This is a genomic window from Variovorax sp. LjRoot175, from assembly GCF_964253805.1.
Lineage (GTDB): Bacteria > Pseudomonadota > Gammaproteobacteria > Burkholderiales > Burkholderiaceae_C > Variovorax.
Genome location: NZ_CAXURY020000001.1, coordinates 2,817,024 through 2,831,537, shown reverse-complemented (window position 1 = coordinate 2,831,537; position 14,514 = coordinate 2,817,024). Strand labels below are relative to the sequence as shown.

Sequence of the window (14,514 nt, the reverse complement as noted above, 5' to 3'; positions counted from 1 at the left end):
AGTTCCTAGATGGCATACGCCTTCTTGCGGCGCTCCATGAGGCGCAGGATCATCGGCGTGAAGATCAGCTGCATGGCCAGTTCCATCTTTCCGCCCGGCACCACCAGCGTGTTGGCGCGCGACATGAAGGAGTCGTGCAGCATGCTCAGCAGATAGGGAAAGTCGAAGCCCGTCGGGTTGGCGAAGCGGATCACCACCAGGCTTTCGTCCGGGCTCGGGATGGTGCGCGCGATGAACGGATCGGAGGTGTCGACCACCGGCACCCGCTGGAAATTGATGTGGGTGCGCGTGAACTGCGGGCAGATGTAGTGCACGTACTCGTGCATGCGGCGCAGAATCACGTCGGTCACGGCCTCGGTGGAGTAGCCGCGGGTGCTCTTGTCGCGGTGCAGTTTCTGGATCCACTCGAGGTTGATCACCGGCACCACGCCGATCAGCAGGTCGACATGGCGCGCGATGTCGACCTTGGCCGTCGTCACGCCGCCATGCAGACCTTCGTAGAACAGCAGTTCGCTCGCCGGCAGCGTTTCCCACGGCGTGAAGGTACCGGGCTCCTGCTCGTAGGGCGCCGCCTCGTGCTCGTCATGCAGATACTTCCGGCTGCGGCCGACGCCCGCTTCGCCGTAGTCGCGAAACAGCGCTTCGAGCTCGGCGAACAGGTTGGCATCCTCGCCGAAATGGCTGAAGTTCCGGTTGCCGGCGGCCTCCTCCTCGGTCATTGCCGCTTTCATGGCGTTGCGGTCGTAGCGGTGAAAGCTGTCGCCCTCGACGATCGCTGCCTTGACGCTCTCGCGGCGGAAGATGTTCTCGAAGGTTCGGGTGACGGAAGTGGTGCCGGCGCCGGAGGAGCCGGTGATGGCAACGATCGGATATTTGGCTGACATGGTGGCCTCGGGAATGAAGAATTCGTGCCTGGTTCAGGCCGCGGTCGCGAACAAGCCACGCTTGCCGAACAGCGGCGCCTGGTAGGTGTCCTGCGGCTCCTCGGCGTGGTACGCCTCCACGCGCGCGACCTCTTCGGACGAGCCGAAGACCAGGCCGATGCGCTGGTGGATCGCCTCGGGCTCGACCGTCATCAGGCGCCGGCGGCCGGTGCTGGCCATGCCGCCGGCCTGCTCGATCAGGAAGGAGATCGGATTGGCCTCGTAGAGCAGGCGCAAGCGCCCCGCCCGGCCCGCCTCCTTGCTGTCGCGCGGGTACATGAACACGCCGCCGCGCATCAGGATGCGGTGCGTCTCGGCCACCAGAGAGGCGATCCAGCGCATGTTGAAGTCGATGCCGCGCGGGCCTTCCCGGCCGGCCAGGCATTCGTCGACATAGCGCTTCACCGCCGGCTCCCAGAACCGGCTGTTCGACGCGTTGATCGCAAACTCGCTGGTCCGCGCAGGAATGCGCAGGTTCGGATGGCTCAGCACCCATTCGCCCAATTGCGGATCGAGCGTGAAGGCATGCGTGCCGTTGCCCAGCGTCAGCACCAGCATCGTCGAAGGGCCGTAGATCGCATAGCCGGCGCCGACCTGCTGCGTGCCGGGCTGCAGAAAGTCCTCCGGCCTGGCGTCGCGCTCGGGCGTCGGCGCGCGCAGGATCGAGAAGATGCTGCCCACCGCCACGTTGACGTCGATGTTGGATGAACCGTCCAGCGGGTCGAACAGCAGCAGATACTTGCCGCGCGGATCCTGCTGCGGCGGCACGTAGGGCGCCTCCATCTCCTCGGACACCATGCCCGCCACGTGGCCACCCCACTCGTTGGCGCGCAGGAACATGTCGTTGCTCAGCACGTCGAGCGTCTTCTGTTCCTCGCCCTGCACGTTGTGGCTGCTGGCGCTGCCGAGCATGTCCGCGAGCGCGCCCAGCGCCACCTTTCGCGATATCGCCTTGCAGGCGAGCGAAACGTCCGTGATGACGGCATTGAGCGCCCCCGTGGCGCCTGGATGGCGGCGGCGTTCCTCGATGATGTACTGGGTCAGCGTGGCCTTGCCTGCGATTGGCATGTCGATCTCCTGGTTCTAGTCATTCGTCGTTTCTTCTTCGCTGCGCATGGCGCGCGACGCGAGTGCGTTCAGCAGCAGTTGCTGCGGCGTCGCCAGGCGCCACGCCGGCACCGATGCGGTCCCGACCGCGCGCCCGCCGTAGCCCCATGCGACCAGGGCGGCCGGACATCCGGCGGCCTTCGCGGCGAGCAGGTCGGGCGGCCCGTCGCCGACCATCAGCAGGCGCGCAGGTGCCACCCCCAGCCGATGCGCCGCGGCCAGCAGCAGGTAGGGCGCAGGCTTGCGCTGGGCTTGCGCATCGGCGCCGTAGACCCCGGTCAGAAAAGGCAGCAGTCCGGCCGCATCCAGCACGGCGCGTGCCAACCGCGTCGGCTTGTTGGTGACCACCACCATCGGCAGCGTCCGGGCCAGGCCGGCGACCAGCTCGGCGATGCCGTGGAAGACGCTGCCCGATCGCAGAGGCGCCGCCAGCGTGTGCGCATCGAAGGCCTTGCGCAGCCGGGCCTGCAGCGCTTCGTCGGCGTCGATGCCGTGCCAGCACAAGGCGTGCGCGATCAGCGCGTCGGGCCCGTCGCCGATCCATGCGCGCACGGTGTCCAGCTCGAAGCCCTCCAGGTCCGCCTCTTCGAGCGCGGCATTCAAGGCATGCCGGATGTCCGGCGCGCTGTCGACCAGCGTGCCGTCGAGGTCGAAGGCGATGGCGTCGATGGCGCGCAGATCCTTCATGCCGCGCACCCCGCCAGCGCCCGAGTGCGGATGGCGTCGATGGCCTCGCGATAGCGGCCGCCGGCAAACACCGCCGAGCCGGCCACGAGCGTGTCGGCGCCCGCGGCGCCGATGCGCTGCGCGTTGTCGGCTTTCACGCCGCCATCGACCTCGAGCCAGATGTCGCGCCCGCTCGCATCGATGCGGCGGCGCGCTGCCTCGATCTTCGGTAGCACGCTCTCGATGAAGCTCTGCCCGCCGAAGCCGGGATTGACCGACATCAGCAACACCAGGTCGAGTTGGTCCAGCACATGGTCGAGCACCTGCAGCGGCGTCGCCGGGTTGAGCACCAGGCCGGCCTTGCAGCCGCTGGCCTTGATCAGACGGATGGTCCGGTCCACGTGCTCGCTGGCCTCGGGGTGGAACGAAATGATCGAGGCGCCGGCCTCGACGAACATCGGGATCAGCGCGTCGACCGGCTTGACCATCAGGTGCACATCGATGGGCACCGTGGCGTAAGCCTTGATGGCCTGGCACACCAGCGGACCGGCGGTCAGATTGGGGACGTAGTGGTTGTCCATCACGTCGAAATGGATCAGATCGGCGCCGGCTTCGATGACCGCCCTCACCTCCTCGCCCAGGCGCGCGAAGTCCGCCGACAACAGGCTGGGCGCGATCCGCATGGTCGAGGCGGACCCGGGCCGCGCGGAGATTTCTTTCTGCTGCATCTCATTCCCCCCGGTAGAGCGCTTGAACCGCATTCAGCGGCGGCACAGCAGTGGCCCTGCGCGTGAGTTCCTCAACGCTGAGCCATGCGTCTGCGAGACTGGGCAGGACCAGCGCGGCGCCGCTGAAGTCGCCGCCTTCGGTCCAGAAGGTGGGCGTGACCAGCGTCCAAAGGCCGGCAGCGACGGCCGAGCGCACTCCGTTGGGCGAGTCCTCGACGGCGATCGCCCGCTCGGGCGCCACGCCCATGGTGTCGAGCGCGAGCCGGTAGATGTCGGGCGCAGGCTTCTTCGCGCGCACCTGGTCGCCGCAGGCGATCACGTCGAACATCGACAAGCCGCCCGGGCCCAGCGTCGCCAGCAGCAAGGCGTCGATGTTGACGGCCGTCGTGGTGCTGGCGATCGCCAGGCGCAAGCCGGCGCCGAGCGCCTCGTCGAGCAGACGCGCCACGCCGGGACGCAGTTCGATGCCGCCCTGCCGCGCGATCTCGGTGTAGTGCCGCGTCTTCGCGGCGTGGAGCTCCGGCACCCGCTCGTGCAGGCGCTTCTTCTCGGAGGCGCTCGAGGCCAGGCCATCGATGTAGGCCCTCAGCCGCTCCTTGCCGCCCGTCACCGCGAGCAGGGCCCGGTACTCGGAGCGCTCCCAGCGCCAGTCCAGGCCGAGCTCTTCGAAGGCCAGGTTGAAGGCGCGGCGATGCACCTCCTCGGTGTCGGCCAGGGTGCCGTCGACGTCGAACACGAGGGCTTCGATGCTCATAAGGCAAGCTCCGTGCTCATGCGTGCGCTCGGGTCGAACACGCGGCTCGCCAGGATGTCCTGCGCTTCCAGCGTGCAGAGCTGTTCGCGCGTCAGGGTCTCTTCGCTGCCGAACAGCCGCGTGGCGTGGCGCAGCCGGATGCGGTCGAGCGCATTGCGCACCGATCGCGCGTTGGCGAAATGCGGCTGCCGCCGGCGCAGGCTCACATAGCGCGCGAAGGTGGATGCCGCGCCGTCGTCGAAGCTGTAGTTCAGCCGCTTGAGCATCAGCTGCGCGATCTGCATCAGTTCGGCCTCGCTGTAGTCCGGGAAATCGATGTGATGCGCGATGCGCGAGGCCATGCCCGGATTGCTGCCGAAGAAGGTCTCCATGCGGTCCTTGTAGCCCGCAAGAATCACCACCAGGTCATCGCGCTGGTTCTCCATCACCTGCAGCAGGATCTCGATCGACTCCTGTCCGTAGTCGCGTTCGTTCTCCGGCCGGTACAGGTAGTACGCCTCGTCGATGAACAGCACGCCGCCCATCGCCTTCTTGATCACTTCCCGGGTCTTGGGCGCCGTATGGCCGATGAACTGGCCCACCAGGTCGTCGCGCGTCACCGCCACCAGATGGCCCTTGCGAACGTAGCCCAGCTGCTTGAGCACCTCGGCCATGCGCATCGCCACCGTGGTCTTGCCGGTGCCGGGATTGCCGGTGAAGGACATGTGCAGCGAGGGCGGCTGCGATTGCAGTCCTTGCGCCTGGCGCAGCCTGTCGATCAGCAGCAGCGCGGCGACGTCGCGGATGCGGCCCTTGACCGGCGCCAGGCCGACCAGCTCGGCATCGAGCTGGTCGAGCAGGGCCTTCACGCCCGAGGACTCGAAGAGCTGCCTCGGCGCGGTGGCGGTGGACTGGGCGGTATCCATGCGGGTGGCTTCGCCTCAGTACCGCGCGCCTTCGGGCCGCGCCTGCACGGCGTAGCTCTCGATGCTGTAGCGGATGGTGCGGCCCGGCTCCTCGGTGCGGATCAGGCGGAAGCCCGGCTCGTTGGCCGGCCGGTTGACGATGAAGGACATCACCACCGACTCGGTCCCGTGGGTCGAGTCGAATGCCATGACGCGGATGTACTGCTGCGCGAAGGTCTTGCGGCAGGCCGCGAGCTCGAGCATGACGCCGGCCGGATCCTGGATGTCGAACATCGGGTTGCCGAACATTTCCCAGAAGGTGTTGCGCGGGTGCGGGTCGTCCGTGTATTCGATGCCGAGTGCCCAGCCCTTGCCGAGGCAATACTCGACCTGCCGGCGGATCTGCTCGTCGCTCAGGTCGGGCAGGAATGAAAAGGTGCCTTGCGTGATTCGCATGTCTGTCTCTCCTCGTGGACCGGTTCAGGCCACCGACGGCGTCGGCACATAGTCGGACGTGTCGGTGGAGGCGTAGTTGAAAGAGATCTCGCCCCAGGTATCGAGCGCCGCCGCCAGCGGTGTGCACCACCGGGCCGCGTCGCGCAGGATCTGCGGCCCCTCGTTGGCGATGTCGCGGCCCTCGTTGCGCGCCAGCACCATGGCTTCCAGCGCCACGCGGTTGGCGGTCGCCCCAGCCTGTATGCCTTGCGGGTGCCCGATGGTGCCGCCGCCGAACTGCAGCACCACGTCGTCGCCGAACAGGTCCAGCAGCTGGTGCATCTGGCCGGCGTGGATGCCGCCCGAGGCCACCGGCATCACCTTGCGCAGCGCGCCCCAGTCCTGGTCGAAATAGATGCCGCGCGGCAGGTCCACCTTGGTGTGCGTATCGCGGCAGACGTTGTAGTAGCCCTGCACCGTCATCGGGTCGCCCTCGAGCTTGCCGACCGCCGTGCCCGCGTGGATGTGGTCCACGCCCGCCAAGCGCATCCACTTGGCGATCACGCGGAAGCTCACGCCGTGGTTCTTCTGCCGCGTGTAGGTGCCGTGGCCGGCACGGTGCAGGTGCAGGATCATGTCGTTCTGCCGGCACCAGTTGCTCATCGACTGGATGGCCGTGTAGCCGATCACCAGGTCCACCATCACGATCACCGAGCCGAGTTCCTTGGCAAACTGCGCGCGGCGGTACATCTCTTCCATCGTCCCGGCCGTGATGTTCAGATAGCTGCCCTTGACCTCGCCCGTCGCCGCGCTCGCCTTGTTCACCGCATCCATCACGAACAGGAAGCGGTCGCGCCAGTGCATGAAGGGTTGCGAGTTGATGTTCTCGTCGTCCTTCATGAAGTCCAGGCCGCCGCGCAGGCCCTCGTACACCACCCGGCCGTAGTTGCGCCCGGACAGGCCCAGCTTCGGCTTGGTCGTGGCGCCCAGCAGGGGACGTCCGAACTTGTCGAGCCGCTCGCGTTCCACCACGATGCCGGTCGGCGGCCCGGCGAAGGTCTTGACGTAGGCGACCGGAAAGCGCATGTCCTCCAGCCGAGCGGCCTTCAGCGGCTTGAAGCTGAAGACGTTGCCGATGATGGAGGCCGTCACGTTGGTGATCGAGCCTTCCTCGAACAGCGACAGGTCGTAGGCCACGTAGCAGAAGTACTGCCCCGGATTGTTGGGCACCGGCTCGACCTTGTAGGCCTTGGCGCGGTACATGTCGCAGGCGGTGAGCCGGTCGGTCCACACCACGGTCCAGGTCGCGGTGGACGATTCGCCGGCCACCGCCGCGGCGGCCTCGATGGCGTCCACGCCTTCCTGCGGCGTGATGCGAAACAGCGCCAGGATGTCCGTGTCCTTCGGCTGGTAGTCGCCGTCCCAGTAGCCCATCTGTGCGTACTTCAGCACACCGGCCGAGTACCGCTTCTTGGCATCGGTGATCTGCGTTGCTTCGTTCATGTTGCCCATGGATTCGCCTCTAGAGATGAATGGATTCGTGCTGTCGGTGAGGAGAATGTAGGACTCGCCAACGATTAGGAAAAATTAAATCTTTTGACATTGACATGTTGCAAATCTAATATCGTCCGATGCCCCTTTCCAAGCACGCAAGCTTTCGCCAGCTCAACACCTTCCACGCGGTGGCCCGGCTCGGCAGCGTGTCGCTGGCGGCCGACGAGATGCACCTGACCCAGCCCGCGGTATCGATCCAGATCGGCACGCTCGAGGAATCGGCCGGCACGCCGCTGCTGCAGCGCACCGGCCGCGGCATCCGGCTGACCGAGGCCGGCGAGCTGCTGGCAGGCTATGCGGGGCGCATCCTCGACCTGTGGCGCGAGGCCGGCGAGGAAATGGCCACGCTGCAGGGCGTCTTCTCGGGAACGCTGCGCGTCGGCGCCATCACCACCGCCGAATACCTGCTGCCGCCCATCCTGGTGAACTTCGCCAAGGAGCACCCGAAGGTGAAGCTCAAGCTGCAGGTCGGCAATCGCGACGAAATCGTGCGCATGCTCGCGGGCCAGGAGATCGACGTCGCGATCATGGGCCGCCCGCCCGCCGAGCTGAAGACCGATTCGAGCGCCTTCGCCAAGCACCCGATGGCCTTTCTCGCGGCGCCCGGCCATCCGCTGATGTCGGCGCCCAAGCCCAGCCTCGCCCTCCTGTCGGACACGCGCATGCTGGTGCGCGAGCGCGGCTCGGGCACGCGCACCACGGTCGAGCGCTTCTTCAAGGACAACGGCCTGCCGCTGCGCATCGGCTCCGAGCTGTCGAGCAACGAGGCCATCAAGCAGATGTGCGCCGCGGGCTTCGGCATCGCCTTCCTGTCGATGCACACCTGCGTGCTCGAGATGAACGCGGGCCTGCTCGGCCTCCTGCCCGTGGCGGGCAATCCGATCGTGCGGGACTGGTACGTCATGCACCTCGCGTCGCGGCAATTGCCGCAGGTCGCGCTCGCCTTCGAGGACTATCTGCGTACGCATGGCCAGGCCCAGATCCAGCAGCAGCTCGGCCATCTGCCGGCGGCGCGCAAGCCGGCGCGCAAACGCAGCGCGCAGCGCGGCTGAGAACGAATCCGCGCTCAGGCGCCAAGCTGCATCCGCACGCCGAGCCACATCGCGCGCGGCGCGCCCGGGGCCACGAATTGCTCGTTACGCCATGCATCGGGCGGCAGCACCGCGCCGCCGGCGTCGAAGCCGTTGCGGCCGAGCTGGCCGGCGCTGGCATAGCGACGGTTGAACACGTTCGCCACCTTGGCGAAGAGTTCGACGCTGCGGCCCAGCATCCAGCTCGTCGTGAGATCGAGCAGCGCATAGCCGCCCACGTAGCCGGTGCCGCTGAATTCGACCCCGTCGGGCGTGTGTGCGCCGTTATCGTTGCCGCGTACGGATCGCCGCGAGTAGGCGCGGTATTGGGCTCCCAGCGTCCAGGCCGGCGTCACCCGCCAGTCGACGTTGAACTTGAGATGGTGGGCGGGCAAACCAGGCAGCCGATCGCCGCGACGCACCGCGATCTCGCCTTCGCCGCCGCACGCGGAGCTGGTTTCGGCGCTGCTGTTGGATTCGGACACCAGGCACGCCGGAGAGTCGTATCTCGCCTGCAGGTAGCTGTAGGACAAGGACCATGTCAGCGGGTCCGTCCGCTGCTCGAGTCCGAGTTCCACGCCCCGGCGCAATGTGCGCCCGAAGTTTGTGAAGTAGCCGCGCGACAGCCCGCTGCTGACGAACAGCAGATCGTCATTGTTCAGGGTGCGAAAGACCGAGGCGTTCCAGCTCAGGCCCGGCGCGAAAGTGCCTCGCAACCCGGCCTCGAGCGTCTGCGACACCACCTGCTTGAGGGGCGGGTCGGACTGCAGCGCATTCGGCAGCACGCAGGCGTTTTGCGGATCGGAGCAGCCCAGCTCGATCGGGCTCGGCGCACGGCTGCCCTGGCTCCAGCCGCCATAGGCCGTGAGCCGCGGTGTGGCCTGCCAGGTGAGGCCGGCCGCCGGATTGAACTTGCGGTAGCGGCCCTCGCCGTCGAGCTGCGTGGGAAGCCCGAGCAAGGCTCGCCCCTCGTCGCGGGTCGTCACAAGGGTGTCGTTGTAGCGGCCCGAGAGGGTGAGCTGCAGGTCGGGCCTGAGCGTCACCAGGTCGTGGAAGTAGATGCTGGCCGTGCGGCTCTTGCCCGCCAGCAGCGCGTCGACCTCGGCTTCTTCCAGCGGCACCACCGAACGCGTCGCGTCGAGGAAGCCTTCGGCCTCGGTCTGCGCGAAGCGCGTGCGCGCCCGGTCGACGGAAGCGCCGAAGGTGAAGCGATGAATGCTCGCGCTGACCGTCGACTGCAGCGCCAGGCCTTCGCCGTGCTGCCGCGTCCTCGTCCGGTTCTCCACGCCCGACTCCTCGACGTCGGGCGGATCGAAGTCGTTGTTCAAGTCGCCATTGAGCGTCGAGTAGCGCGAGCGCCGCGTGTACGCCGTCATCGAGATCGTCTGCACGTCGCTCAGCTGGTAGCTGGCATTGAGCGTCAGCATCGACATCCGGTTGTCGGTGCGGTCCGGCCGCGTGTAGACCTGCTTGCGGTTCTGCATGAGCATGGACTCGGGCAGCAGGCCGTTGCCAACCAGCTGGTTGTCGCCATGGGTGAAGCTCAGGTCCCAGGAAAGCTTTCCGCGGTCCTGCCCCACCTTGGCGAAGAGCTGGCGCACGCGCGAGGGCGAGTGGTCGCGCCAGCCGTCTTCGTTGAGGCCGGCGAGCGCCAGGAACAGATGCCCGTCATCGCCCAGCTTGCGCCCGTGCGTGAGCTCGGTGCTCACCCGGCCGAAGGAGCCGGCCTGCAGCTCGAGCTCGGTGCCGGGATGCGTGTCGCCGCGCTTGGTCTGCAGCGACAGCGCGCCGCCGAGCGTGTTGAGGCCGAACAGGGGGTTGGAGCCCGGCAGCAGCGTGATGCTGGAGATCGCCGCCTTGGGGATCAGATCCCAGTTCACCACGTCGCCGAAGGGTTCGTTGATGCGCACGCCGTCCTGGTACACCGACAGGCCCTGCGGCGTTCCGAGCAAGGGGCCCGCGGTGAAGCCTCGGTAGTTCACGTCCAGCTGGTAGGGATTGCCCTGGATCTCGTTGACGCTGACGCTCGGCAAGCGGGTGGCCATGAAGTCCGGCAGATTCAGGCTCTGGGCGCGGCGCAGCTGCGCGTCGTCGGCGGTTTGCACGTTGGACGGGATCTGGTCCTTGGGCACCTCGATGCCGGGCACGGGCGTGGTGCCCACCACTTCCACGGTGGGCAATGCGGCCACTGGCGCGGCTTGCGCCTGTGCCTGCGATTGCATCGGGCAGGCCGCCGCAGCGACGGCCAGCCCGATCAGCCGGCGGGTGGTCTTCTGGTCCGGTTGGCTCATCGGTGCGATTTCCTGTTCAGCTGCCGGCGCGGGCAAGGCCCAGCTTGTCCACCATGGCGCGCTCCTGCGCGAAGATCTCGCGGCAGGACTGCGCGTAGGCCTCGGGGCCGAGGTAATCGATCTCCTGGTCGTACTTGGCCAGCTCGTCCTTGAAGCGCTGGTCGAACATGGCCTTCTTGAAGGCCTCGTGCAGCACCGTCACCACCCCGGGCGGCAGGCCGCGCGGCCCGGCCAGGCCGAAGGGCGACTTGGCCACGATGTCGAAGCCGAGCTCGCGCAGCACCGGCACCTCGGGCCAGCGCTTCGAGCGCTCGGCGCCGAAGGTCACCAGCAGCCGCAGCGTGCCCGTATCGACCGCCGGCCCGAAGCCGGTGGAATTGACGCCGGCCATCACCTGCCCGCCGGCGATCGCGTTCAACTGTTCGGCCGTGCCCTTGTACGGCACGTGGATGTAGCGCAGGCCGCGGGCAGTGAACAGCTCCTCGAGCACCATGTGCGGCGTGGTGCCGATGCCGTTGGTGGCGATGGTCAGCTCGCCGGGACGCGCGCGTGCGAATGCGAACAGATCGTCGAGCGAACGGATGCGACTGGCGGCCGCAACCAGCACGCCGAAGGTGACGCCGGAAACCTGAATGATCGGCGTCGCGTCGCGAATCGGGTCCCACAACACCTTCTGCGTGTGCGGCACGCGAAAAACCGGCTGCGGCATCTGGGCGACGGTGTAGCCGTCAGGCCGCGCCTGCTGCAGCACAGGCATCGCCAGCGTGCCGCCGGCGCCGCCGCGGTTTTCGGTGAGGACCGGCTGGCCGAGCCAGACCGAGGCCAGTTCGGCGAGCAGCCGCAGCGACACGTCGGTCGCGCCGCCGGCGGGCCAAGGCACCCACAGCGTGACGGGGCGCGAAGGAAAGATTTCGGGGGAAGCCATCGCGCCGCCCAGCGGCAGCGCGCCCAGCGCCAGTGCGGCGGCCCGCCGCAGCCAGCCGCGCCGGTCGATGCGATCGTGCAGGCTCATAAGGCAACCTCCGTGCTCCGCACTGCGGTGCGAGCCCCTTCGGGCGGCCGGGCGGGGCTCATGTGCCCCCTCCCCGCTTGGTCAGGCCGCCGAAGCCGCGCTGCGGGTCGTAGCCCCAGCAAGCCAGGCCGAAGAAGACGATCAGGCAGCCCAACACGACATAGGGCGCGAGGCCCGGGTCCTTGCCGTAGAGCGCGAAGCGGATCCACTCCACCGCGTAGGTGAAGGGATTGAAGCGCGCCAGCTGGTACACCCACTCGGCCCCCGACTCCTGCAACTTCCACAGCGGGTAGAGCGCGGTCGACAGGAAGTACATCGGGAAGATGACGAAGTTCATCGTGCCGGCGAAGTTTTCCAGTTGCTTGATGTGCACCGACAGCAGCAGCCCAAGCGCGCCCAGCATGAGCGCGCCGGCCGCCAGCGCCGCGAGCGCATGCAGGCCGGCGAGCGACAGCAGCGGCACTTCGGTGCCGATCAGGGCGGCCACCACCACGAACGCGAGCGCCTGCAGCACCGACAGCAGCGCGGTGGCGCACAGCTTGGAGAACAGCAGCCAGGGCCGCGGCAGCGGCGCGGTAAGCAGCAGGCGCATCAGGCCCATCTCGCGGTCGTAGACCATCGCGAGCGACGACTGCATGCCGTTGAACAGCAGCACCATGCCGACCAGCCCGGGCACGATGTACACGTCGTAGGGAATGTAGGTGTCGTAGGGCTCGACGATCGCGACGCCGAAGACGTTGCGAAAGCCCGCGGCGAAGACGGCAAGCCACAGCAACGGGCGCACCAGCGCCGACACCAGCCGCCCGGTCTGCTGCGAGAACTTGTACAGCTCGCGCAGCACGATGGCGCGCATCGCCTGCAAGGCGTGGCCCAGCCCGCGCCGCGCCAGTGGCTCGGCACTCGCGCTCTCCGGCGTTTTCAGCGCGCGCTCGGACATAGCTTCTCCGGTGCATCGGCGCCCAGCGTGTCGAGCACGTTGCGCGGATGCAGTACGCCGTCGGCCGGTGCCTGCGCGATCACGCCCTGCCCGTCGCTCAGCAGCATGGGCTGGCGCAGCTGGCCATCCCAGGCGCGGAAGCTCAGGCCGGTGCCCTTGGAACCGTCCAGCGAGCTCTTCGCCACGGCCTGCGCCCAGGCCGCATTCGGCCCCTTGGGCGCGGCGATGGCCGCGGCCGTCAGCGTCTTGCCGGCCATCCACGCGGCCCAGTCGTGCGCCGTCATCGGCCGCTTCGTGGCCTTGGCGAAACGCCGCGCGACCTGCGGCGCGCCGTAGCGCTCGAACTGCGCGTGCCAGGCCAGCGCCACCAGGCCGCCGTCACCCACGACCGGGCGCGGCAGCACGGTGCGATAAGGCAGCGTGCGGGCGAATTCGCCGTCGCTGTCGACCACCCAGACGGCGTCGTAGCTGCTGCCGGCCGTCAGCAGCAGCGGGTTGGCCAGGTCGCGCTCGCGCGGGTCCGCCGACAGCTTGAAGGGTTTGCTGCCCACCAGTTGCAGCCCGTAGCGTTTGATCGACGCCTGCGCGGTCGCCGCACGCGAGGCATCCTGCGGGCTGCCGCCCACCAGCAGGAGCAGCTTGCTCCATTTGCGCGACACCAGCGTCTGGGCCAGCGCATCGCTGCGCATGCGCTCGCTGGGAATCAGATGGAACAGTCGCGCGCGGCAGTCTTGCTGGCGCAACCGGTCGGACGCGTCGCTCAGGTTCAGCACCGGCAGCTTCACGGCATCGGCCACCGCCAGTGTCCATTCGGCAGGTAGGTCGGTCAGCAGCACCGCGGCGCCGTTCTTCTCGGCCGCCACGGCCGCCGCGCGCGCCGCATCGACCGAAGCGGCCGGCACGCTGGCCAGGGCCACCTCCGCGCCCGCGGCTTCCAGCTCGAACCTGGCCTCATCGACGGCCAGCTCGAGGCCCTCTGCGAGCGGGCCGCCCGGATGCCCGAGGTAGGCGCGCTCGACGCGCGAACGCTCCAGGCGCGCATCGTCTGCGGGCGTGATCAGGGTGGCCTTGAGCACCGCCGCGGCCGCCGGCGCAGCGTCGATCAGAACTGCCGCCAGCGACGCGAGCGCAAGCCAGGATACCGGTGTGCGCTTCCTCATTCCACGATCACGAGTCCATAAGGCACGCGTCCAACCGGAACGCTCTTGATCGCCTTGGCGAGCGCCACGTCGACCACCGTCACGTCGTCGCTCAGCCCGTTGACGACGTAAAGCCGCGCCTCTGCCTTGTCGAGCGTGACGTTCCAGGCACGCTTGCCGACCAGCACCAGCGAGCCGACCTTGCGGCTCCCCACGTCGACGAAGGCGACGTGGTTCGCGCGCCCGAGCCCGACGAAGGCCCGCCGGCCGTCCTTCGTGATCTGGATACCCACGGGCGTGATGTCCTCGGCGCGCGCGCCCTTGAGCTCGAACTTCAAGGTGGCGATCACCTCGTGCGTGGCGGTCGAGACGATGCTGACGCTGGCGCCCAACTCGTTGGTGACCCACAGCTCCTTGCCGTCGGGCGTGATCGCCATGCGCCGCGGCCGCTTGCCGACCCGGATGTTCTTGGTGACCTTGCCGCTGGCGGTGTCGATCACGTGCACCAGGCTCGCCACCTCTGAGGTGACGTACAGGGTCTTGCCATCGGCACTCACCTTGACGCCTTCCGGTTCCGCGCCCACCTTCACGGAGCGCAGCTTCTTGCCGCTGGCCGCGTCGATGAAGCTGGCCTCGCCCGCGTCTTCGTTGGAGACATAGATGACCTTGCCGTCGGGCGACAGATCGAAGGCCTCGGGCTCGTCGCCCAGCGGGATGCGCCGCACCGACTTGCCGCTGGCAGGGTCGATCAGGTCGGCCTCGTTCGAGTCGGTGCAGGCGACCATCAGCTGGCGCTCGGGCGTCAGCTGGATGTGGCGCGCGCGCTTGCAGGTGGGGATCGTGCCCTTCACCGCCAGCGTCCCCAGGTCGATCACAGTCAGCGCGCTGTCTTTCTCGCTGGACACGTAGGCGGCGCCCTGCGCCAGCACGGCCTGGCTCGCGGCCGCCAGCGCCAGTGCGCCGGCGGCGGCGCGAAGCCGCGTGCGCAGGATCGGACGAGAAGGTCTCGGCATA

General features: G+C 68.1%; 14 protein-coding genes. 1 reads left to right on the top strand and 13 read right to left on the bottom strand.

The window, feature by feature from the left end; all coding sequences use genetic code 11:
- Nucleotides 1-5 precede the first annotated feature (5 nt).
- From ACSQ89_RS14180 to ACSQ89_RS14145, 8 genes are read right to left on the bottom strand one after another with little or no spacing between them, the layout of a single operon-like run.
- Nucleotides 6-884, bottom strand: a complete 879-nt coding sequence (locus tag ACSQ89_RS14180) for a phosphoribulokinase (RefSeq protein ID WP_093110120.1) — start codon at nucleotides 882-884, stop codon at nucleotides 6-8.
- A 33-nt stretch (nucleotides 885-917) separates the two neighbouring features.
- Entirely contained in the window at nucleotides 918-1,991 is a 1,074-nt protein-coding gene (locus tag ACSQ89_RS14175; protein ID WP_093110121.1) for a class 1 fructose-bisphosphatase, read from the bottom strand.
- A 15-nt stretch (nucleotides 1,992-2,006) separates the two neighbouring features.
- Nucleotides 2,007-2,717, bottom strand: coding sequence for an HAD family hydrolase (locus ACSQ89_RS14170; protein ID WP_093110158.1), 711 nt, complete (start codon nucleotides 2,715-2,717; stop codon nucleotides 2,007-2,009).
- Nucleotides 2,714-3,424, bottom strand: a complete 711-nt coding sequence (gene rpe, locus ACSQ89_RS14165; protein WP_436290357.1) for a ribulose-phosphate 3-epimerase — start codon at nucleotides 3,422-3,424, stop codon at nucleotides 2,714-2,716. Before rpe ends, ACSQ89_RS14170 begins: the two co-directional genes overlap by 4 nt.
- Before the next feature lies 1 nt (nucleotide 3,425).
- Nucleotides 3,426-4,178: an HAD-IA family hydrolase gene (locus ACSQ89_RS14160; RefSeq protein WP_436290358.1), complete on the bottom strand. Its 753-nt coding sequence runs from the start codon at nucleotides 4,176-4,178 to the stop codon at nucleotides 3,426-3,428.
- Nucleotides 4,175-5,083: a CbbX protein gene (cbbX, locus tag ACSQ89_RS14155; protein WP_436290359.1), complete on the bottom strand. Its 909-nt coding sequence runs from the start codon at nucleotides 5,081-5,083 to the stop codon at nucleotides 4,175-4,177. The genes ACSQ89_RS14160 and cbbX overlap by 4 nt, the downstream gene beginning before the upstream one ends.
- A 15-nt stretch (nucleotides 5,084-5,098) precedes the next feature.
- Complete coding sequence (locus ACSQ89_RS14150; RefSeq protein ID WP_093110125.1) at nucleotides 5,099-5,518, bottom strand: ribulose bisphosphate carboxylase small subunit; 420 nt, start codon at nucleotides 5,516-5,518, stop codon at nucleotides 5,099-5,101.
- 24 nt (nucleotides 5,519-5,542) lie between these two features.
- Nucleotides 5,543-7,009, bottom strand: a complete 1,467-nt coding sequence (locus ACSQ89_RS14145; protein ID WP_093110126.1) for a form I ribulose bisphosphate carboxylase large subunit — start codon at nucleotides 7,007-7,009, stop codon at nucleotides 5,543-5,545.
- A gap of 119 nt (nucleotides 7,010-7,128) precedes the next feature.
- Between ACSQ89_RS14145 and ACSQ89_RS14140 the strand changes: the two genes are divergently transcribed.
- Nucleotides 7,129-8,103, top strand: coding sequence for a LysR family transcriptional regulator (locus ACSQ89_RS14140; protein WP_436290360.1), 975 nt, complete (start codon nucleotides 7,129-7,131; stop codon nucleotides 8,101-8,103).
- 14 nt (nucleotides 8,104-8,117) lie between these two features.
- On the opposite strand, the gene ACSQ89_RS14135 is transcribed toward ACSQ89_RS14140, so the two are convergent.
- From ACSQ89_RS14135 to ACSQ89_RS14115, 5 genes are read right to left on the bottom strand one after another with little or no spacing between them, the layout of a single operon-like run.
- Nucleotides 8,118-10,412 carry a TonB-dependent receptor gene (locus tag ACSQ89_RS14135; RefSeq protein WP_436290361.1) on the bottom strand — a complete coding sequence of 765 codons (2,295 nt, stop codon included), beginning with the start codon at nucleotides 10,410-10,412 and terminating at the stop codon, nucleotides 8,118-8,120.
- A 16-nt stretch (nucleotides 10,413-10,428) separates the two neighbouring features.
- Complete coding sequence (locus ACSQ89_RS14130) at nucleotides 10,429-11,424, bottom strand: tripartite tricarboxylate transporter substrate binding protein (protein ID WP_436290362.1); 996 nt, start codon at nucleotides 11,422-11,424, stop codon at nucleotides 10,429-10,431.
- Nucleotides 11,425-11,482: 58 nt separating this feature from the next.
- Entirely contained in the window at nucleotides 11,483-12,361 is an 879-nt protein-coding gene (locus ACSQ89_RS14125) for an ABC transporter permease (RefSeq protein WP_093110129.1), read from the bottom strand.
- Nucleotides 12,343-13,521: a branched-chain amino acid ABC transporter substrate-binding protein gene (locus ACSQ89_RS14120; RefSeq protein ID WP_436290363.1), complete on the bottom strand. Its 1,179-nt coding sequence runs from the start codon at nucleotides 13,519-13,521 to the stop codon at nucleotides 12,343-12,345. Before ACSQ89_RS14120 ends, ACSQ89_RS14125 begins: the two co-directional genes overlap by 19 nt.
- Nucleotides 13,518-14,513, bottom strand: a complete 996-nt coding sequence (locus ACSQ89_RS14115; RefSeq protein WP_436290364.1) for a PQQ-dependent catabolism-associated beta-propeller protein — start codon at nucleotides 14,511-14,513, stop codon at nucleotides 13,518-13,520. Before ACSQ89_RS14115 ends, ACSQ89_RS14120 begins: the two co-directional genes overlap by 4 nt.
- Between the last annotated feature and the right edge of the window lies 1 nt (nucleotide 14,514).